This window comes from Kineococcus haloalkalitolerans, from assembly GCF_050871905.1.
Classification (GTDB): domain Bacteria; phylum Actinomycetota; class Actinomycetes; order Actinomycetales; family Kineococcaceae; genus Kineococcus.
In genome coordinates this window covers 21,113-39,936 of sequence record NZ_JBJLSH010000009.1, presented here as the reverse complement: position 1 = coordinate 39,936, position 18,824 = coordinate 21,113, and the positions used below count along the sequence as shown (strand labels likewise).

Sequence of the window (18,824 nt, the reverse complement as noted above, 5' to 3'; positions counted from 1 at the left end):
CGGGGCTGGGGCGCGCTCACGCGCTGCGCTCCAGCGCGGTGCGGGTGACGGGGTGGGCGAAGGAGCGCCCGGCGGCGAAGCGCTCGACCTCGGCGGCCGCCGAGGCGGTCAGGCGCTGCAGCTCGTTGCCCGCCGAACCCGCCACGTGCGGGGTGAGCAGGACGTTGGGGCGCCCCCACAGCGGGTGCTGCGGCGGCAGCGGCTCGGGGTCGGTGACGTCGAGCACCGCGTGCAGGCGGCCGCTGAGCAGCTCGGCGGTCAGCGCGTCCGCGTCCACCACGGGACCGCGCGCGGTGTTCACCAGGGTCGCACCGTCGCGCAGCCGCGCCAGCAGCCCCGCGTCGACGAGGCCGGTCGTCTCCGGCAGCAGGGGCGTGTGCACGGTGAGGACGTCGCTGCGCTCGAACAGCTCCGCCAGCCCGACGGGTTCGGCGCCCAGCGCCCGCACGTCGGCGTCGGCGACGTACGGGTCGTGCAGGAGCACGCGCAGGTCGAACGGCCGCAGCAGCTCCACCACGCGACGTCCCACCAGGGAGGCCGACAGCACGCCCACGGTGGCGCCGTGGTTGCCGCCCGCGTCGCTGACCGCCGTCGCCGCCCGCGAGCGGACCCGGGCGTACTCGTGCGCGGACTCCAGCACGCGCTTGCCGGCCAGCAGGACCACGGCGAGCGTGTACTCGGCGACGGGGACGGCGTTGGCCGCGGCCGCCGAGGAGACCGCGATGCCGCGCTCCCACACCGCCGGGGACAGGTGGTGGCGCACCGTCCCGGCGGCGTGCACGACCGCCCGCAGCCGCGGGGCGGCCGCCACCACCTCGGCGCTGACGCGCGGGCTGCCCCAGCCGGTGACCAGCACGTCCGCGCCGGCCAGCGCCGCGCGCGCGCCGGGAGCGGTGAAGTCGGTGAGCACCTCCTCGTGGACCTGCGCGTGCGGGCGCAGCCGCTCGCGCAGGTCGGCCACGAGGACGTCGCGCGGCGGGTGCGGGTCCATCGCCAGCACCGCGCGCACGCCCGGGCTCACTTGACGCTCCCCGCGGTCAGGCCGGAGCGCCAGAAGCGCTGCAGCAGGACGAAGGCGACCACGAGCGGCAGCAGCGCCAGCAGGGAGCCGATCACCACCAGCGGGTAGTAGTCGGGGAAGATCGACGCCGAGGAGTTCCACGTGTACAGGCCCAGGCTCAGCGGGTACAGCGACTGGTCGGACAGCATCACCAGCGGCAGGAAGAAGTTGTTCCAGATCGACGTCAGCTGGAACAGGAAGATCGTCACGAAACCGGGCGCCAGCATGCGCAGGCCGACGGAGAAGAAGCTGCGCAGCTCCCCCGCGCCGTCCACGCGCGCCGCCTCCAGCACCTCGCCGGGCACGTACCCGGCGGAGAACACCCGCGCCAGGTACACCCCGAACGGGTTGAACAGGACCGGCACGAACACCGCCCACACCGTGTCCACGGCCCCCACCTGCGAGGCCATGAGGTACAGCGGCAGCGCGAGGACCGTGCCCGGCACCATGACCGAGACGAGCACCAGGGCGAACAGCTGCCGCTTGCCCGTGAACTCGAACTTGTCGAAGACGTAGCCGGCGGCGGTGCTCAGCAGCGCGCCCAGGGCGGCGCCGACGACCGCGTACAGGAGGCTGTTGCGGTACCAGGTCAGGTACAGCCCGCCCTCCTCGGCGAGCAGCGCGCGCACGTTGTCGGCGAACGCGAACGTCGAGAAGTCCAGCAGCCGGGAGGCGAACAGCGCCTCGGCGTCCTTGGTGGCGGCCAGCAGCAACCACGCCAGCGGCAGCAGGGCGTACAGGACGGCGACCGCGACGACGACGTTGGCCGTCGCCCGGCCGGTCAGGCCGGCCCGGCGCACCGGCCGGCCCGTCCGTCCCGCCCTGCCGCGCTGGACGCGGACCTCGCGCTCGGGAGCCGTCCCCGTCCGGGGGACCGTGGTGCTCACGCCTCCTCACCTCCTCGCCGCGTCCCGCGGGAGGCGCCGCGCGACACCAGGTACGACAGCGTGCAGCACACGAGCAGCAGCAGGACGGACGCCGCCGAGGCGAGGCCGTAGTTGTTGCGCGTGAACGCCGCGTCGAAGATGTACATGTTGGGCGTGAACCGGGTGCCGATGAGCGGGGTGACCTGGCCCATGAGCATCGGCTCGGTGAACAGCTGCAGGGCACCGATGACGGTGAACATCACGACGGTCACGACCGTGGCCCGCACCAGCGGCACCTTGACCCGCAGGGCGGTGCGCACCGCGCCCGCGCCGTCGATGGAGGCCGCCTCCAGCAGCTCGCGCGGCACGGCGCGCAGCGCGGCGAAGAAGATGACGGTGGTGTACCCCAGCCCGCTCCACAGCGCGATGTTGACCAGCGAGGGCACCAGCAGCTGCAGGCCGAGGAAGTCCACCTCCAGGTCCAGCCGCTGCAGCGCGCCCAGGACCGGGGACAGCCCCGGGGTGTACAGGTACAGCCAGATGACGGCGGCGATGATGCCGGGGACCGCGTGCGGGACGAACAGGACCGTCTGGCTCAGCTGGCGCGCCACGACGAGGCCGGAGTCCAGCAGCAGGGCCAGCACCAGCGCCCCCACGACCACGAGGGGGACGAACAGGGCGATGTACAGCAGCGTGATGCCGACACCGCGCACGAAGCTCGGGTCGGCGAGCACCGCCGCGTAGTTGCGCACGCCGGCGAAGGTCGTCTCGGCGGTGCCGAACCCCAGGCCGGAGTGGGTCGTGGAGAAGAAGCTGAGGTAGGCCGCGTAGACGACGGGGACGAGGAACACGGCGACGAGCAGGAGGGTGAAGGGGCCCAGGAGGACCCCCACCGCCAGGCGCTGAGAGCGCTTCGACGGGCGCACCCGCTCGGGCGCCTCCTGACCCGTCCGGCCCAGGACGCGGGTGTCGAGAGCGCTCACGCCCGCCTCACCGCCAGTCCGAGGCTGCGCATGTCGGGCAACGTCTCCTCCTCCGCGGCGGCGAGCGCCTGCTCGATGGTGGTGCCGTAGGGCAGGCGGGCGAACCCGTTGCCGATGGACGCGCCGGTGGCCTGCATGCGCGGGCCCCAGACCCAGCCGGTCTGCAGCAGCTGCGACTGCTCGGCGACGAATCCGTAGTAGTCCTGGCCGCCGTAGTAGCTCGTGTCGAGCTGGTCGGCGGCGGGCCCGAGCAGCGCGGGCGCGGCGGGGAACATGCTCGAGGTGCCGCTGGACAGGCGCGCGGTGATGGCCTCGGGCGAGGTGGAGACCCACTCCAGGAACTCCAGGGCCCGCTCCTTGCGCGGGCTGTCGGCGGTGACGACGTGCACCGAGCCGCCCTGCACGCCCAGCGACGGCTCCTCGCCGGACCACTGCGGCAGCGGGGCGGCCCGCCACTGCCCGGAGGTCCCCGGCACGGAGGTGATGAGGTTGGCCGCGCCCCAGGCGCCGACGATGAACGAGGCCGTGCGGCCCGCGGCCAGGGACGCCAGCCACTGCTGGCTGCTCTGCGGGTCGACCGCGACGAGGTCGTCGTCGACGAGGCCCTGCCAGTACCCGGCGACCCTGCGGGTGGGCTCGTCGAGGAAGTCCAGGACCCACTCGCCGCCGCCGGGGGCGGAGTCGTCGATGTCGAACCAGCGGGCGTCCAGCTGCTGGCAGTAGCCGGCGAAGTAGGGGTAGCCGTTGGGGTGGAAGGTGGCCAGGTCGACGCCCGTGCGCCCCTTGAGGTCGCGGGCCGCGGTGGCGAACTCCTCCCACGTCGTCGGCACGTCCACACCGCCCTCGGCGAGCAGGTCGGGCCGGTGCAGGAGCACCATCGGCTCCACGTCGAGCGGGACCGCGTAGGCGCGGCCGGCGAAGGTCGCCGTGTCCCACGCCTGCGGCAGGAGCTTCTCGCGGAAGGAGGGGCTGACGAGGTCGGTGATGTCGCTGGCGACGCCGTCCAGCGCGAAGCCGGGCAGCTCGGCGTACTCCATCGAGACCACGTCGGGGGCGTTGCCGGCGCGGAAGGCGTTGGACAGCTTGGCCGAGCCGCCCGACCCGCCGGAGGGCACGGCGTCGAAGACGACGGGCGCGTCGGGGCGGGCCGCGTTCCAGGCGTCGGCGACGCTCTGGGTGCCGCGCAGGGAGGACCAGAAGGTCAGCGGGCCGTCGGGGTCACCGGCGCTCGCGCGGCCGCAGGAGGTCGCGGCCCCGGCGAGGGCGGCGGCTCCGGCGCCGGCGAGCACCTGGCGCCGGGTGGGGGTTCTCACGGGAGGACTCCTCGTCGTCGAGTCGTCGGACCTGCCCGACGCTGCCCCCGCGCGGCGCGACGGTCAAGATCGTTCGATCACGCCTGATCGATCGTGCGGACGGAGCTGCGCCGCACCAGGTGCGGGCCGACCTCGACCCGGCGCACGGGCGCGTCGGGGTCCGCCGCCCGCCAGCGCAGCAGGTCCACGGCCGCGCGACCGACCTCCGCCTTGGGCGGCGCCACCGCGGTCAGCTGCACGTCGCCCAGGCCCGCGACGACGTCGTCGTAGGCGACGACGCTGACGTCCTCGGGCACGGCCAGACCGGCGAAGCGCAGCCGCGGCACCAGGGCCAGGGCGTCGACGTCGCTGTGCACGAGCATCGCGGTGGCGCGGTGGCGCCGGACGGCGTCCGCCCAGTCGGGGGCGCGCTGGCGGCGGTGGGCGTCGGCGCCGTCGGCGGACAGCAGGGGCTCGCCGAGCACGGGCAGCCCCAGCGAGCGCAGCGCGTCGCCCGCGCACGCCCGCACCGTGCGCGCGGTCGGCGAGTCGTCGCGCGCGGCCACCAGCACCCGCCGGTGCCCGGCCTCCTGCAGGTGCGCCAGCGCCTGGTGCACCCCGCTGGCGTGGTCGCCGCGCACGGCGTCCCGGCGCGCCAGAGCGGTGCCGCGCAACGGGAAGCGCTCGACGAGGACGACCGGCAGGCGGCCGGGGAAGCCGGCCGCGCTCTCGGCGGCGGCCTCCTCGGCGCTGCGCCAGCGCGGGGCGTGCAGGACGCCCAGCGCGCCCTCGTCGCGCGCCGCGCGCTCGACGGCGTCGCGCACCGACGGCGCGTCGGGCGCCACCTCCAGCACGAACCGCCCGCCGGCGCCCACGACGGCGTCGCGCGCGGCCAGCAGGACCTCCGACAGGTACGCGCTGAGCGCACCCGTCACGGCGGTCACGGTGCGCCCGGCCAGCGCGGGCCCGTCCGGTCCCTGCCGCTGCGCGGGCGGGCGCACCTCCCCGTGCCGGCGCTCCAGCAGCCCCCGGCGCGCCAGCAGCTCCACGTCCCGGCGCGCGGTGACGTCCGCGACGCCCAGCTCGGCGGCCAGGTCGCTGACCCGGGCCGCGCCGCGCACGGCCACGAGCTGCACGAGGCGCTCCCGGCGCCGCTCCGCGTCCACGCGGACAGCCTCGACCGACCGATCGCTCACGGCAAGGCGCGACGGCGGGCGTCCCGCCGCGCGGACCGCCACCGGGCGCCGCCGCATCGGTAGCGTGCCCGCAGCGGGGTGCGGCGCAGCGCCCGCACCGGGTGCGACGAGGGAGCCGAGGTGGGCGCGTGAGGTCCGGCAAGCGCAGCGAGGACGGTGCCGTGGCGGCCGTGGCGGCCGCGGCGACCCTGCAGGACGTCGCCCGGCACGCCGGCGTCTCCCTGGCGACGGCTTCGCGCGTCCTCAACGGCAGCGAGCGCCAGGTCGGCGAGGCGCTGCGCCAGCGCGTCGTCGCCTCGGCCGCGGCGCTGCAGTACTCCCCCAACGCCCAGGCGCAGGCCATGGTCCGCGGGCGCACCGACGTCGTCGGGCTCGTCGTCGGCGACATCGCCGACCCCTACTTCGCGAGCATCGCCGCCGGGGTGACCCGCGCCGCCGAGCGCGCCGGGTTGCTGGTGACGCTGGCCAGCACCGGCCGCGACCCGGGCCGCGAGCTGGCCCACGTGACGACCCTGCGCAGCCAGCGCGCGCGGGCGGTCCTGCTGGCCGGCAGCCGGATGGACGACGCGGAGAGCACCCGCGTGCTGGCCGAGGAGCTGCAGCGGTTCGAGGCACAGGGCGGGCGGGCGGCCGTCATCGGTCAGCCGCGCCTGCCCGTCGACGCCGTCGTGGTGGCCAACGAGCGCGGCGCGCAGGACCTGGCCGCCGCGCTCGTGGCCGCCGGGCACGAGCGGTTCGCGGTCGTCGCCGGCCCGGAGGGGCTGCTCACCTCCCGCGACCGCGTCGCCGGGTTCCGCCGGGGCCTGCGCGAGCACGGCCTCGACGTGGCCGCCGAGCACCTGCTGGAGGTGGAGTTCACCCGCGACGGCGGGTCCCTCGGGATGCGCGCGCTGCTGGAGCGCGGGTTCGACCACGGGTGCGTGTTCGCCGTCAACGACGTCATGGCGGTGGGCGCGATGGTGGCGCTGCGCGAGCGCGGGGTCCCGCTGCCCGGGCCGGTGGCCGTGGCCGGGTTCGACGACATCGTCACCGCCCGGGACGTGACACCGGCGCTGACGACGGTGCGCCTGCCGCTGCTGGCGATGGGCGAGGCGGCCGTGGAGCTGGCGCTGACCGAGCGGCCTCCCACCCCGCGCCGGCGGGGGTTCGAGGGCGAGGTCGTCCTGCGCGAGAGCACGAGCCGGGCGGGCACGGGCGGCGCGCTCGCGCCCGCCGCCCCCCTGGTCGCCGGCTGAGCGTTCGCGCACCGCCGCGCCCCAGGTGGTTGACCCTCGGGGGACCTGCCGCCTACTTTGTGGGAAAGCGCATTCCAGGCGCTCGCCCACGACACCGACGTCAGGAGCACCCCGTGACCACGACGGCGACACCGCCCCAGCTCGACGCCCGCCTGGACCGCCCGACGCGGACCCTCACCATCGCCATGAACGGCGTCACGGGGCGCATGGGCTACCGGCAGCACCTCGTGCGCTCGATCCTGGCGCTGCGCGACGCCGGCGGGATCGTGCTGGAGGACGGCACCCGCGTGGGCGTCGAGCCCGTCCTCATCGGCCGCAACCCGGTCAAGCTGGCCGACCTGGCCGCCCAGCACCGCGTCGAGCGCTGGACCACCGACGTCGACGAGGTCCTGGCCGACCCCGACGTCGACGTCTACTTCGACGCCCAGGTCACCTCCCGCCGCCCCGCCGCGCTGCGCGCCGCGATGGCCGCCGGCAAGCACGTCTACACCGAGAAGCCCACGGCCGAGACGCTCGACGAGGCCGTCGCGCTCGCCCGCGAGGCCGACCGCGCGGGCGTCACCGTCGGCGTCGTCCACGACAAGCTGTACCTGCCCGGCCTGGTGAAGCTGCGCCGCCTCGTCGACGAGGGGTTCTTCGGGCGGATCCTGTCCCTCAAGGGCGACTTCGGGTACTGGGTGTTCGAGGGCGAGAGCCAGCCCGGGCAGCGCCCGAGCTGGAACTACCGCGCCGAGGACGGCGGCGGCATCACCGTGGACATGTTCTGCCACTGGAACTACGTGCTGGAGGGCCTGCTCGGCCGCGTCGGCGCCGTGACCGCCAAGGTCGCCACCCACGTGCCCGTCCGCTGGGACGAGCAGGGCCGCGAGTACGCCGCCACCGCCGACGACGCCGCCTACGGGATCTTCGAGATGCCCGACGGTGTGATCGCCCAGATCAACTCCTCCTGGACCACCCGCGTCCACCGCGACGAGCTCGTCGAGTTCCAGATCGACGGCACCCACGGCTCGGCCGTGGCCGGCCTGCACCGCTGCGTCGCCCAGCAGCGCGCGCACACCCCCAAGGCCGTGTGGAACCCCGACCTGCCCAGCGCCGACCGCTACCGCGACCAGTGGCTGGAGGTCCCCGCGAACGCCGAGCTCGACAACGGGTTCAAGGCGCAGTGGGAGGAGTTCCTGCGCGACATCGCCGCCGGCCGCCCGCACCGCTACGACCTGCTGTCCGCCGCCCGCGGGGTGCAGCTGGCCGAGCTGGGGCTGCGCTCGTCCGCCGAGGGCCGCCGCCTCGACGTGCCGGAGATCTCGCTGTGACCGCCGCGCAGAGCGCCCCGGCCGCCTGGCCGCGCCCGAGCGCGCCGCTGCGCTCGCGCGTCGTGTACGCCGCCGCCCACGTCGTGCCCGTGGTCGGGTCCGACACCACCCCCGGCGGCCGCGTCGACATCGACTGGGACGCCACCCTCGGCTACCGCCGCGACATCTGGTCCTACGGCCTCGGCGTCGCCGACGCCATGGACACCGCCCAGCGCGGCATGGGCCTGGACTGGCCGGCGGCCAAGGAGCTCGTCGAGCGCTCCAGCGCCGACGCCCGCGCGGTGGGCGGCGCCATCGCCTGCGGCGCCGGCACCGACCAGCTGGACCTCGCGACGCTGCCCGAGGGCGAGCGCGGGCTGGAGGCGGTCCTCGCCGCCTACCGCGAGCAGCTGGAGGTCGTCACCGGCGCGGGCGCCACCGTCATCCTCATGGCCTCGCGGGCCCTGGCGAAGACGGCCCGCTCGGCCGACGACTACCTGCGCGTGTACGGCACGCTGCTGGACGAGTGCCCCTCCCCCGTCGTCCTGCACTGGCTCGGGCCGATGTTCGACCCCGCGCTGACCGGCTACTGGGGCTCGACGGACGTCCCCACCGCCACCGACACCGTGCTGCAGCTCATCGAGCGGAACACCGCGAAGGTCGACGGCATCAAGGTCTCGCTGCTCGACGCGGCCCACGAGAAGGACCTGCGCGCCCGGCTGCCCGAGGGCGTGCGCCTGTACACCGGCGACGACTACAACTACCCCGAGCTCGTCGTCGGCGACGGCACCGCCCACTCCGACGCCCTGCTCGGCATCTTCGCCGCGATCTACCCGGTGGCCTCCGCGGCCGTGCAGGCCCTCGACGCCGGCGACGACCGGCGCGCGCACGACCTGCTGGCGAGCACCCAGGAACTGGCCCGGCACGTCTTCGAGCCGCCGACGTTCCACTACAAGACCGGCATCGCGTTCCTGTCCTGGCTCAACGGCCGACAGCCCGGGTTCTCCCTCGTCGGCGGCCTGCACGCCGGGCGCTCCGTGCCGCACCTGGTGACGCTGCACCGGCTGGCCGCCGAGGCCGGGCTCCTGGTGGACCCGGACCTGGCCGAGCACCGCCTGAGCGCGTACCTGCTCACCCAGGGGGTGGGCGCGTGAGCCTGGAGCGGCTGTCGCTGAACTCCGCGACGACCAAGCGCTGGAGCCTGGCGGAGGTCGTCGAGGGCGCCGTGAAGGCAGGGCTGCCGGCCGTGGGGCTGTGGCGCGACATCGTCGCCGACGCGGGTCTGGAGAACGCCGCCCGCACCGTGCGCGAGGCGGGCCTGCGGGTCTCGACCCTGTGCCGCGGGGGTTTCCTCACCGCTTCCGACGACGCGGGGATCGCCGCGGCCCGCGAGGACAACCGCCGCGCGGTCGAGGAGGCCGCCGCGCTCGGCGCGCCGGCCCTCGTGGTGGTCGTCGGGGGCCTGCCCGCCGGCGACCGCGACCTGGCCGGCGCCCGCGAGCGGGTGGCCGAGCGGATCGCCGAGCTGGTGCCCGTCGCGCTCGAGCACGGCGTGCGCCTGGCGCTGGAACCGCTGCACCCCATGTACGTGGCCGACCGGGCGGTCCTGTCCACGCTCGGGCAGGCCCTGGACCTGGCCGCGCCGCACCCCGTCGAGGCGGTCGGTGTCGTCGTCGACACCTTCCACGTGTTCTGGGACCCGCAGGTGCACGAGCAGATCGCCCGCGCCGGCCGCGAGGGGCGCACCGCCTCCTACCAGGTGTGCGACTTCAACCTGCCGATCGCCGCGGACGCCCTGCTCTCGCGCGGGGTGATGGGCGACGGCGTCGTCGACTTCGCCTCCCTCACCCGCTCCGTCGCGGCCGCCGGGTGGACCGGTGACGTCGAGGTGGAGATCTTCAACCAGGAGGTCTGGGACGCCGACGGGCACGAGGTCCTGGCCGCGGTGTCCGAGCGCTACCAGCAGCTCGTCCTGCCGCACCTGGGCTGAGCACCCCGGGGGGGGGGGGGCGGGGGGGGGGGGGGGGGGGGGGGGGGGGGGGGGGGGGGGGGGGTGGGGGGGGGGGGGGGGGGCGGGGGCGGGCGGGGGTTGAGGCGGAGGGGGAGGGGGTGGGGTCTGGGGCGCGCGACGCGGGCGCGCACCGCCCAGGCCGCCGCGGCGACGACGGCCGCGCAGCCGAGCGCGACGGCCGGCGTCAACGCCTCGCCCAGCAGCAGCGCCGACCACAGCACCGTCAGGACCGGCTGCACCAGCTGCGTCTGGCTGACGCTCGTCACCGGGCCGATCGCCAGGCCCCGGTACCAGGCGAAGAACCCCAGCAGGCTGCTCACCAGCCCCAGGTAGGCGAACGCCAGCCACGCGCCCGCGCCCGCCGTGGAGCCCCCGCCCGCCGCCCACGCGGCCGCGGCGACGGGCGCGGTGACCGGCAGGCCCAGCAGGAGCGCCCAGCAGATCGTCTGCCACGCGCCGAGCTCGCGGGCCGTGCGCGCGCCCTCGGCGTAGCCGGCGGCCGCGGCGACGACCGCCCCGACCAGCAGCAGGTCCGCGGCCGAGGGCGGACCGGCCGGGCCCAGCAGCAGCGTCGTGGCCGCCACGGCCAGCGCCCCGGCGCCCGCGGCGACCCAGAACACCGGCGCCGGCCGCTCGCGCCCGCGCAGCACCGCCGCGACGGCGGTCGCGGCCGGCAGCACCGCGATGACCAGGGCCGCGTGCACGGCGCTGACCCGCTGCAGCGCCAAGCTCGTCAGGACGGGGAAGCCGACGACGACACCGCCGGCGACGACGGTCAGGCCCGGCAGGTGCCGGCGGGCGGGCCGGGGAGCGCGCAGCGCGGCCAGCAGCGCGGCCGCGACCAGGGCGGCCAGCACGGCCCGCCCGGCGCCCACGACCAGCGGCGGCAGCCCGGCCACCGCGACCCGCGTCAGCGGGACGGTGAGGGAGAAGGCCAGGACCCCGGTGCCGCCCCACAGCCAGCCGCTGCGGGTCGCGCGTAGCGGTGGGGCCGCGGTGCCGGTAGCGCTATCTACTGTCGTCACGGACGACGGTAGCAGTCAGGGCGCTCGTCCGGGAGGCGGCGGACGGGGCACCCGTCCGCCCTCGCTACCGTGGACCGCGTGGAGAGCGGTGCCCTGCCCGTCGCCGCCCCGGACGCGCCGGGGGCGGCCACCGCCCTCGACCCCGCGGACTGGCGCGCCCGCGAGGCCGCCCACGCCGCGCGCGCCGACGCCCTCACCGCCGCCGTGCGCGAGCGCCGCACCCGCGGCGAGTCCCACCCCGTCGAGGACTTCCTGCACACCTACTACGCCTGGGCGCCCGGCAAGCTGCGCCGCTGGCACCCCGGCGCCGGCGTCGAGCTGCTCGGCGCGCACGAGCGCGCCGGGTGGGCGCACTACCGGGCCACCGCGCGCGGCGCCGCCGTCGACGCCGCCGCCCTCGCCGCCCAGCGGGGCAGGACCGTCCGCTGGGCGCGCGCCGTCCTGGACGGGACGCGGGGCCGGCCCGCGCAGCTCGGCTGCTTCGGCCTGCACGAGTGGGCGATGGTCCACCGCGCCTCCCCCGAGGAGGTCCGCCACGCCGGGCTGCCGCTGCGGCTGGGGCACGCCGGCACCGACGAGGTCGTCGAGACGCACCGCGTGCGGTGCAGCCACTACGACGCCTTCCGCTTCTTCACCCCCTCGGCCGTGCCCCGCAACGAGCTGCGCCCCACCCGCGAGGGCCAGCCGGCGCTGGAGCAGCCGGGCTGCCTGCACGCGTCGATGGACCTGTACAAGTGGGCGGCGAAGCTGTCCCCGGCCGTGCCGGGGGAGCTGCTGCTGGACTGCTACGAGCTGGCCCGCGACGTGCGGGTGCTCGACATGCGCGCCTCCCCGTACGACGTCAGCGGGCTGGGCCTGGAGCCGGTGCGGATCGAGGTGCCGGAGGGCAAGGCCGAGTACGTGCGCGCCCAGCGGGAGTTCGCCGACCGGGCCGCGCCGCTGCGCGCGGCCCTGGTCGGGGCGTGCGACGCCCTCCTCGCCGCGGCTGGACCGGGCGAGGAGGGCGGGGACGCGGGCTGAGCGCTCAGACGCCCGCGGTGGCGGCGGCGTCGTCGGCCTCGGTCGCCGAGGCCCACTCCGCCTTCTCCGTGCGCCAGCCGTCCTCGCTGCGCCCGCGTCGCCAGTAGCCCGAGGCGGACAGCAGCTCGCGCGGCACGCCCAGCTCGGTGCGCGCCCAGCGGCGCACCGCGCGCACGCTGTCGGCCTCCCCGTGCAGGAAGGCGTGCGGCGCACCGGCGGGCGGGCCCGCGTCGGCGACGGCCCCGCGCACCGCGGACAGCAGCAGCTCCGGGTCCGCCTCCGGGCGCCGGTACACCCACGTCAGGTGCAGGTCGCCCGGGCAGGACAGGTCCAGCTGCTCGCCGGGGTCGGCGACCTCGACGACCGCCACGGCCGTCGCGCCCGCTGGCACGCGCTCCAGGGACGCGGCGATCGCGGGCAGCGCGCTCTCGTCCCCGGCCAGCAGGTGCCACGGTGCGGCCGGGTCCGGCGTGTACGCGCCGCCGGGGCCGAGCAGGACGACCGTGTCGCCGGGGCGGGCGGCCGCGGCCCACGGCCCGGCCACGCCCTCGTCGCCGTGGACGACGAAGTCCACCGTCGCCTCCCCGCGCGCGGGGTCGACGGCGCGCAGCGTGTACGTGCGCTGCACGGGCCACTCGGTGCGCGGGCGCTCGGCGCGCACCCGCGCCACGTCGAACGGCTCGTCGTAGACCACGCCCGGGCGCGGGAAGCAGAGCTTCACGTAGGAGTCGGCGTGCTCGGCGCGCAGGTCGGCCAGGTCGTCGCCGCCCAGGACGAGGCGCACCAGGTGCGGGGTGAGGCGCTCGGTGCGCTGCACGACGGCCAGGCGCTGGCGCCGGGCCCCGGCGGGCGGGGCCGGGCGCCGGAACGGGTTCCTCACGCGCCCTCCGCCCGGCCGGCGCGCCAGTAGCCCATGAAGGCCACCGACTGCTTGGGCACCGCCAGGTCGCGCACCAGGTGCCGGCGCAGCTCCTTGACGACGCCGCACTCGCCGGCCAGCCACGCGTACAGGCACTCCGGGCCCGCCGCGGCCGGCTGCTCCGGCACCTCCCACAGGAGCTGCGCGTCGACGTCGACGTCGGTGAAGTCCGCGGCCGGGGCGCTGACCTCGTCCAGCAGCGGGCCGGCGACCTCGCGCACGGCCTCCAGCAGGAGCTGCCCGTGCGGGCGCGCGGCGGCGCCGGTGCCGCGCGGCAGCCAGCGCACGTCGGCGCCGGCGGGCACGTCGAGGGCGTCCTGCGCGTGCGGGACCTCCAGCAGCGCCGTGACCCGCAGGCCCGGGTCGAGCTGCTCCAGGATGGAGCACACGGCGGGCACGGCGGTCTCGTCGCCGGCCAGCAGGACGGTGCGGGCCTCGGCGGGCGGGGCGAACTCCACGCCCCACATGCGTCCCGTCCCGGGCACGCTCGGGCCGATCAGCCACACCTCGTCACCCGATCGGGCGCCCGCGGCCCACGAGGAGGCGGGGCCGGCGTGCCCGTCCTCCACGCCGTGCAGGACGAAGTCGACGTCCAGCTCGCGCAGCTGCGGCCGGAACGCGCGGACCGTGTAGGTGCGCATGGTGGGGCGCACGTCGTCGGGCAGGGCCCGCCACCAGCCGTACCAGTCGGCCTCCGGCACGGCCGGCAGGACCGAGGAGCCCTGCGGCAGCAGCAGCTTCAGGCGCTGGTCGAAGCCGCCGGGGCCGTAGCCGTCGAGCTCGGAGCTGGTGAAGGTGACGCGCACGAAGCTCGGGCACAGCCGGGCCGTGCGGGCCACCCGGGCCGGGAACACCCGGTAGGCGGGGTCGGCGACCGCCGCCCTCGTGGCCGTGGCCGTGCTCGCCGCCATCTGCGTCCCCTCCCGCGGTGCGTCCCGGCGGTCAGCCGGTGAGGACAGGCTAACCGCACTCCCGGGCCGCGGGGAACGTGAGCCGGGGCACAGGCGCCCGTCCGGCCCCTCAGTGCGGCAGCAGCCGGTGCGCCTCGGCCGGCGGGACGCCCTGCGCCACGAGCAGGTCCACGACCGCCGAGCGCAGCTGCGCCACCACCGTCGTCGCCGACAGGGACTCCGCGCCCAGGGTGCGCGGGCCCAGCTGCACCGCCAGCTCCTGCAGGCCAGCCCGCGACGGCGGCACGGTCTCGCCCTCGTAGGCCGGCTCGCCCAGCGAGCGCACCGCCGCGGCCAGCTGCTCCATCGCCCCGGCCAGCGACACGGGCAGCTGCTCGTCGTAGGTCAGCGCGGTCGTGATGCGCCGCAGCGCCACCCGCAGGTTGCGGGTGGCGCGGTCCACGCCGGTCTGCAGGGCGCGCTGCCGCTCGATCTCCACCCGGCTGCGCCGGCGCAGCGGGGACAGCCGGTGCACCTCCTGGCCCGCGGTCACCGACTGCGCCCACCCGTCGAGCTCCTTCTGGGTGTCGCGCGCCGCCTGCAGGACGCGCTCGGCCTCGGCCGCGTCGTGCGCGCGCACGGCGTGCGCGCCGTCCTCCAGCAGGTCCGCCAGCTGGCCCGCGTAGGCGCGGGCGCGCCCGCGCACCTCCCGGCGCGGGTCCTGCGGCAGCAGCGCCGCGATCGCCAGCGCGACGGCCGCGCCCGTCATGGCGTCCAGCCAGCGCCCGATCCCGCCGCCGTCCTGCGGCGGGAACGCGGCGATGAACGCCGCCTGCAGCGCCGCCTGGTTGACCAGCAGGATCCCCGAGTCCAGGAACCGCGCCACGAGCATGGCGGTGACGACGATGGTGCCGATCTGCCACGGCCCGCGCCCGATGACCTGCACGATCAGCTCGCCCAGCAGGACGCCGATCGAGACGCCCACGCCCAGCTCGCCCACCCGGCGCAGGCGCTGGTTGTTCTGCACGCCCAGGCACACCACGACCGCCACGCACGCGAAGACGGGGTACGCCTGGTCCCACAGCGCCTGCGCCAGCACCCACGCGACGCCCGCGCCCAGCCCGCACTGCAGCACCGACCACCACGAGCCCTGCCAGCGCTGCCAGCCGACCCGCGCGCGCCGGCGCAGCGCCACGGCGCGCGGCAGCCCGCGGGGCAGCCGGCCGGTCGTCGGAGCGGGCACCCGGTGATCGTCCCGCAGGTGCCCGCGGCCCGCGCCCGGGGAGCCGGGCGGTACCGGCCGAGGCCCTAGGCTCCTCGCCCGTGGACGTCCTCGTCATCGGCTCCGGTGCCCGTGAGCACGCCCTCGTGCGTGCCCTGTCCCTCGACCCCGGCGTCGACCGCGTGGTCGCCGCGCCCGGCAACGCCGGCACCGCGCTGGAGGCGCCCGCCGAGCCCGTCGACGCCACCGACCCGGCGGCCGTCGCGGCGCTGGCGCAGCGCCTGGGCGCCGGCCTCGTCGTCGTCGGCCCGGAGGCGCCGCTGGTCGCCGGGGTCGCCGACGCCGTGCGCGCCGCGGGGATCCCGTGCTTCGGGCCGTCGGCCGCCGCCGCCCGCCTGGAGGGGTCCAAGGCGTTCGCCAAGGAGGTCATGGCCGCGGCCGGGGTGCCCACCGCGATGGCCCACGTGTGCACGAGCGAGGACGAGGTCGCCGCCGCCCTCGACGCCTTCGGCGCCCCGCACGTCGTCAAGGACGACGGCCTGGCCGCCGGCAAGGGCGTCGTCGTCACCGGCGACCGCGAGGAGGCCCTCGCGCACGCCCGCCGCTGCCTGGAGCACGGCCCCGTCGTCGTGGAGGAGTTCCTCGACGGCCCCGAGGTGTCCGTCTTCTGCGTCACCGACGGCGAGGCGGTCGTGGCGCTGGAGCCCGCGCAGGACTCCAAGCGGGCGCTGGACGGCGACGAGGGGCCCAACACGGGCGGCATGGGCGCCTACTCACCGCTGCCGTGGGCCCCGGTGGACCTGACGGAGACCGTCCTGGAGCGCGTCGCGCGCCCCGTCGTCGCCGAGATGGCGCACCGCGGCACGCCCTTCGCGGGGGTCCTGTACTGCGGGCTGGCGCTGACCTCGCGCGGCGTGCGGGTCGTGGAGTTCAACGCCCGCTTCGGCGACCCGGAGACCCAGGTGGTCCTGGCGCGGCTGGCCACGCCGCTGGGCACGCTCCTGCACGCCGCCGCCACCGGCTCCCTGGACGAGCTGCCGGACCTGCGCTGGCGCGAGGACGCCGCCGTCACGGTCGTCGTCGCCGCCCCCGGCTACCCGGAGTCCCCCCGCGCGGGCGGGAGGATCGACGGGCTGGAGGAGGCCGCCGCCGTCGAGGACGCCGTCGTCCTGCACGCCGGCACCGCGCCGGCCGCCGACGGCACGGGCGTCGTCAGCTCCGGCGGGCGCGTGCTGTCGGTCGTCGGCACCGGCCCGGACCTGGCCGCGGCGCGCGCCGCCGCCTACGCGGCCGTGGACCGCGTGCGGCTGGAGGGCTCGCACCACCGCACCGACATCGCGCTGCGCGCCGCCGAGCAGTCCGGCGAGGCCGCGGCGGTCGCCCCGTGAGCGCACCGGACCTGCCCGCCGCGCCCGAGGTGCCGGGCTGGCGGCACGTCTACTCCGGCAAGGTCCGCGACCTGTACGCGCCGGCGGGCGCCGACGACGGGACCGTCCTCGTCGTGGCCAGCGACCGCATCTCCGCCTACGACCACGTGCTGAGCACGCCCGTGCCGGACAAGGGCCGGGTGCTGACGGCGATGTCGCTGTGGTGGTTCGAGCGGCTGGCCGACCTCGTGCCGCACCACGTGGTGTCCACCGAGGTGCCCGCCGTCGTCGCCGGGCGGGCGATGGTGTGCCGGCGGCTGGAGATGTTCCCCGTCGAGTGCGTCGTGCGCGGCTACCTCACCGGCTCCGGGCTGGCCGACTACCGGGCCACCGGGAGCGTGTGCGGGGTGGCGCTGCCCGAGGGCCTCGTCGACGGCTCGCGCCTCCCGGAGCCGGTGTTCACCCCGGCGACGAAGGCGGAGCTGGGCGAGCACGACGAGAACGTCGACTTCGCGCACGTCGTGGCGACCGTGGGCGCCGAGGCGGCCGAGCGGCTGCGCGAGCTGACCCTGGCCGTGTACGCGCGGGCGGAGGCCACCGCGCGCGAGCGCGGCATCGTGCTGGCCGACACCAAGCTGGAGTTCGGCCTCGACGGCGGGCGCACCGTGCTGGGCGACGAGGTCCTCACCCCCGACTCGTCCCGGTTCTGGCCGGCGGAGGAGTGGGCGCCGGGCCGCGCGCAGCCCAGCTTCGACAAGCAGTTCGTGCGGGACTGGCTGACCTCGCCGGCCTCCGGGTGGGACCGCGCCTCCGACCAGGCGCCCCCGCCGCTGCCGGACGAGGTCGTCGAACGCACCCGCGCCCGGTACGTGGAGGCCTACGAGCGCCTGACGGGGCGCACCTTCTCCTGACGGGCGCGCCGCGGGTACCCGTGCCAGGGTCGGGCGGGCCCGGCGACCGCCGGGGACCCGCCACCGACCGGAGGACCCCCGTGAGCAGCGAGACGCCCGACGTCGACCCGCGCGACAACGCCGAGGTGCGCGCGCAGCAGGAGTCCGGCAGCCGCGAGGTGAGCCGCGCCAGCGACGGCGGCGCCGTGCCCTCGCCCGCCCGCCCCGCCGACGCCGTGCCCGGGGTGCCCGACGAGAGCGACGAGCCCGGCGGCACCGCCTCCGGCGACGTCCTGGAGGGCGTGCTCGCCGACCCCGAGGACACCGCCGACGCCGTCGTGCCCGACGAGGGCCCGGAGCGCCCGGGCGGCCGCTGACGGGGGGCGGGCTGGCACGCTGCGGCGGTGCCCGCCCGCCGTGAACCACCGCCCGACGTCCCCGCCCCCGGTGGCCGGGGCCCGCACGTGCCCGCCGTCCTGGCCGGGCTCGCGCTGCTGCTGCTCCTGCAGCTGGCGGGCACGGCGCTGGTCGTCCTGCTGGACCTGCCGGTGCCCGGGGCCGTCGTCGGTCTCGTGGCCCTCGTCGTCCTCGGCGCCCGCTCCGGTGCGCTGCGCCGGCGCGCCGAACCGGGGGCCGCGCCGCTGCTGCAGCACCTGCAGCTGCTGTTCGTCCCGCCGGGCGTGGGCGCCCTGACCCAGCTGGACCGCCTCGCCGCGAACGCGCTGCCGCTGGCCCTGGCCGTCGGCGGCTCCTTCGCGCTCGGCCTCGTGGTGGCCGGGACCCTGCTGCAGGCGCTGCTGCGCCGCCGGGAACTGCGCGCGGCGCGCGGGGCGGCCTCGTGAGCGCGCTCGACGCCGTCGTCCACGCGCCCGGGTTCGGGCTGGCGCTCACCCTCGTCGCCTACCTGGGCGCCGGGGAGCTGCACCGGCGGCTGGGGCGGCCCGCGCTGCTCGCCCCCGTCCTGCTGGCCATGGTGGCCGTCGCGGTGTGCCTGCGGCTGCTGGGCATCTCCTACGAGGAGTACCTGGCCTCGGTGTCGGTGCTCACGCTGCTGCTGGGCCCGGCGACCGTCGCGCTGGCCCTGCCGCTGCTGCGCTCGGGCCGGGCGCTGGCCTCCTCGGCGCTGGAGGTGGGGCTCGTCCTCGTCGTCACCGGCCTCGTCAGCGTCGGCGTCACCGTCGGCGCGCTCGTGGCGTTCGGCGTGGACGACGAGCTGCTGCGCACCGCCCTGCCGCGCTCGGTGACCACACCCGTCGCGCTGACCATCACCGAGACGATCAGGGCCAGCGCCACGCTGGCGGTCGTCCTCACCCTCGTCTCCGGCGTGCTGGGGGCCGTGGCGGCGCCGGCGCTGCTGAGCCTGGTGCGGGTGCGCGACCCGCGGGCGCGCGGCTTCGCCACGGGCGTCACCTCGCACGGCATCGGCACCGCCCGGGCGCTGGCCGAGTCCGAGGTCGCGGGCGGCTGGTCCAGCGCCGCGATGGTGCTCAACGCGCTGGCGATGACGGTGGCGCTGCCGCTGGTGGCGCGCTCCTTCGGCGGCTGAGGGGCCGGGCGCG

At 77.1% G+C, this 18,824-nt stretch carries 19 protein-coding genes; 10 read left to right on the top strand and 9 right to left on the bottom strand.

Translation table 11 applies throughout. The annotated features are described in order from the left end of the window. Positions 1 to 16: 16 nt before the first annotated feature. The 5 genes from ACRYMY_RS05715 to ACRYMY_RS05695 form a co-directional block, all read right to left on the bottom strand. On the bottom strand, positions 17 to 1,021 hold the full coding sequence (locus ACRYMY_RS05715; RefSeq protein ID WP_432546302.1) for a hydroxyacid dehydrogenase: 1,005 nt from the start codon (positions 1,019 to 1,021) through the stop codon (positions 17 to 19). Then, on the bottom strand, positions 1,018 to 1,860 hold the full coding sequence (locus ACRYMY_RS05710) for a carbohydrate ABC transporter permease (RefSeq protein WP_432546346.1): 843 nt from the start codon (positions 1,858 to 1,860) through the stop codon (positions 1,018 to 1,020). Before ACRYMY_RS05710 ends, ACRYMY_RS05715 begins: the two co-directional genes overlap by 4 nt. A gap of 83 nt (positions 1,861 to 1,943) precedes the next feature. Next, the gene (locus ACRYMY_RS05705; RefSeq protein ID WP_432546301.1) at positions 1,944 to 2,909 is read right to left on the bottom strand and encodes a carbohydrate ABC transporter permease; all 966 of its coding nucleotides are present in this window, start codon (positions 2,907 to 2,909) and stop codon (positions 1,944 to 1,946) included. Beyond that, a complete protein-coding gene (locus ACRYMY_RS05700; protein ID WP_432546300.1) occupies positions 2,906 to 4,222 on the bottom strand; it encodes an ABC transporter substrate-binding protein in 1,317 nt (438 codons plus the stop codon). The genes ACRYMY_RS05705 and ACRYMY_RS05700 overlap by 4 nt, the downstream gene beginning before the upstream one ends. Before the next feature lie 77 nt (positions 4,223 to 4,299). After that, positions 4,300 to 5,367 (bottom strand): substrate-binding domain-containing protein, encoded by a 1,068-nt coding sequence (locus tag ACRYMY_RS05695; RefSeq protein ID WP_432546299.1) that lies wholly within the window; start codon positions 5,365 to 5,367, stop codon positions 4,300 to 4,302. A gap of 158 nt (positions 5,368 to 5,525) precedes the next feature. On the opposite strand from ACRYMY_RS05695, the gene ACRYMY_RS05690 reads away from it, so the two are divergent. The 4 genes from ACRYMY_RS05690 to ACRYMY_RS05675 all read left to right on the top strand — a co-directional run bounded on the left by ACRYMY_RS05690 (position 5,526) and on the right by ACRYMY_RS05675 (position 9,911). Beyond that, positions 5,526 to 6,632 carry a LacI family DNA-binding transcriptional regulator gene (locus ACRYMY_RS05690; protein ID WP_432546298.1) on the top strand — a complete coding sequence of 369 codons (1,107 nt, stop codon included), beginning with the start codon at positions 5,526 to 5,528 and terminating at the stop codon, positions 6,630 to 6,632. A gap of 185 nt (positions 6,633 to 6,817) precedes the next feature. Further along, positions 6,818 to 7,942 carry a Gfo/Idh/MocA family protein gene (locus ACRYMY_RS05685; protein WP_432546345.1) on the top strand — a complete coding sequence of 375 codons (1,125 nt, stop codon included), beginning with the start codon at positions 6,818 to 6,820 and terminating at the stop codon, positions 7,940 to 7,942. Further along, the gene (locus ACRYMY_RS05680; RefSeq protein WP_432546297.1) at positions 7,939 to 9,075 is read left to right on the top strand and encodes a dihydrodipicolinate synthase family protein; all 1,137 of its coding nucleotides are present in this window, start codon (positions 7,939 to 7,941) and stop codon (positions 9,073 to 9,075) included. The genes ACRYMY_RS05685 and ACRYMY_RS05680 overlap by 4 nt, the downstream gene beginning before the upstream one ends. Continuing rightward, on the top strand, positions 9,072 to 9,911 hold the full coding sequence (locus ACRYMY_RS05675) for a sugar phosphate isomerase/epimerase family protein (protein ID WP_432546296.1): 840 nt from the start codon (positions 9,072 to 9,074) through the stop codon (positions 9,909 to 9,911). Before ACRYMY_RS05680 ends, ACRYMY_RS05675 begins: the two co-directional genes overlap by 4 nt. Here the strand turns inward: ACRYMY_RS05675 and ACRYMY_RS05670 are convergent. Further along, on the bottom strand, positions 9,878 to 10,957 hold the full coding sequence (locus tag ACRYMY_RS05670; RefSeq protein WP_432546295.1) for a DMT family transporter: 1,080 nt from the start codon (positions 10,955 to 10,957) through the stop codon (positions 9,878 to 9,880). The two genes, ACRYMY_RS05675 and ACRYMY_RS05670, sit on opposite strands and share 34 nt — an antisense overlap. A gap of 78 nt (positions 10,958 to 11,035) precedes the next feature. Between ACRYMY_RS05670 and ACRYMY_RS05665 the strand changes: the two genes are divergently transcribed. Further along, entirely contained in the window at positions 11,036 to 11,977 is a 942-nt protein-coding gene (locus tag ACRYMY_RS05665) for a 3-methyladenine DNA glycosylase (protein ID WP_432546294.1), read from the top strand. A 4-nt stretch (positions 11,978 to 11,981) separates the two neighbouring features. Here ACRYMY_RS05665 and ACRYMY_RS05660 read toward each other — a convergent pair whose 3' ends face one another. The 3 genes from ACRYMY_RS05660 to ACRYMY_RS05650 form a co-directional block, all read right to left on the bottom strand. Continuing rightward, positions 11,982 to 12,803 (bottom strand): siderophore-interacting protein, encoded by an 822-nt coding sequence (locus ACRYMY_RS05660; RefSeq protein ID WP_432546344.1) that lies wholly within the window; start codon positions 12,801 to 12,803, stop codon positions 11,982 to 11,984. A gap of 50 nt (positions 12,804 to 12,853) precedes the next feature. Beyond that, on the bottom strand, positions 12,854 to 13,807 hold the full coding sequence (locus ACRYMY_RS05655) for a siderophore-interacting protein (protein WP_432546293.1): 954 nt from the start codon (positions 13,805 to 13,807) through the stop codon (positions 12,854 to 12,856). A 109-nt stretch (positions 13,808 to 13,916) separates the two neighbouring features. Beyond that, positions 13,917 to 15,029 (bottom strand): FUSC family protein, encoded by a 1,113-nt coding sequence (locus ACRYMY_RS05650; RefSeq protein ID WP_432546292.1) that lies wholly within the window; start codon positions 15,027 to 15,029, stop codon positions 13,917 to 13,919. 80 nt (positions 15,030 to 15,109) lie between these two features. On the opposite strand from ACRYMY_RS05650, the gene purD reads away from it, so the two are divergent. The 5 genes from purD (at position 15,110) to ACRYMY_RS05625 (ending at position 18,811) form a co-directional block, all read left to right on the top strand. Next, on the top strand, positions 15,110 to 16,396 hold the full coding sequence (gene purD, locus ACRYMY_RS05645; protein ID WP_432546291.1) for a phosphoribosylamine--glycine ligase: 1,287 nt from the start codon (positions 15,110 to 15,112) through the stop codon (positions 16,394 to 16,396). Beyond that, entirely contained in the window at positions 16,393 to 17,286 is an 894-nt protein-coding gene (locus tag ACRYMY_RS05640) for a phosphoribosylaminoimidazolesuccinocarboxamide synthase (protein WP_432546290.1), read from the top strand. The genes purD and ACRYMY_RS05640 overlap by 4 nt, the downstream gene beginning before the upstream one ends. An 80-nt stretch (positions 17,287 to 17,366) precedes the next feature. Beyond that, entirely contained in the window at positions 17,367 to 17,642 is a 276-nt protein-coding gene (locus ACRYMY_RS05635; RefSeq protein ID WP_432546289.1) for a hypothetical protein, read from the top strand. A gap of 27 nt (positions 17,643 to 17,669) precedes the next feature. Further along, the gene (locus ACRYMY_RS05630) at positions 17,670 to 18,107 is read left to right on the top strand and encodes a CidA/LrgA family protein (protein ID WP_432546288.1); all 438 of its coding nucleotides are present in this window, start codon (positions 17,670 to 17,672) and stop codon (positions 18,105 to 18,107) included. Continuing rightward, positions 18,104 to 18,811 (top strand): LrgB family protein, encoded by a 708-nt coding sequence (locus tag ACRYMY_RS05625; protein ID WP_432546287.1) that lies wholly within the window; start codon positions 18,104 to 18,106, stop codon positions 18,809 to 18,811. The genes ACRYMY_RS05630 and ACRYMY_RS05625 overlap by 4 nt, the downstream gene beginning before the upstream one ends. Positions 18,812 to 18,824: the final 13 nt, after the last annotated feature.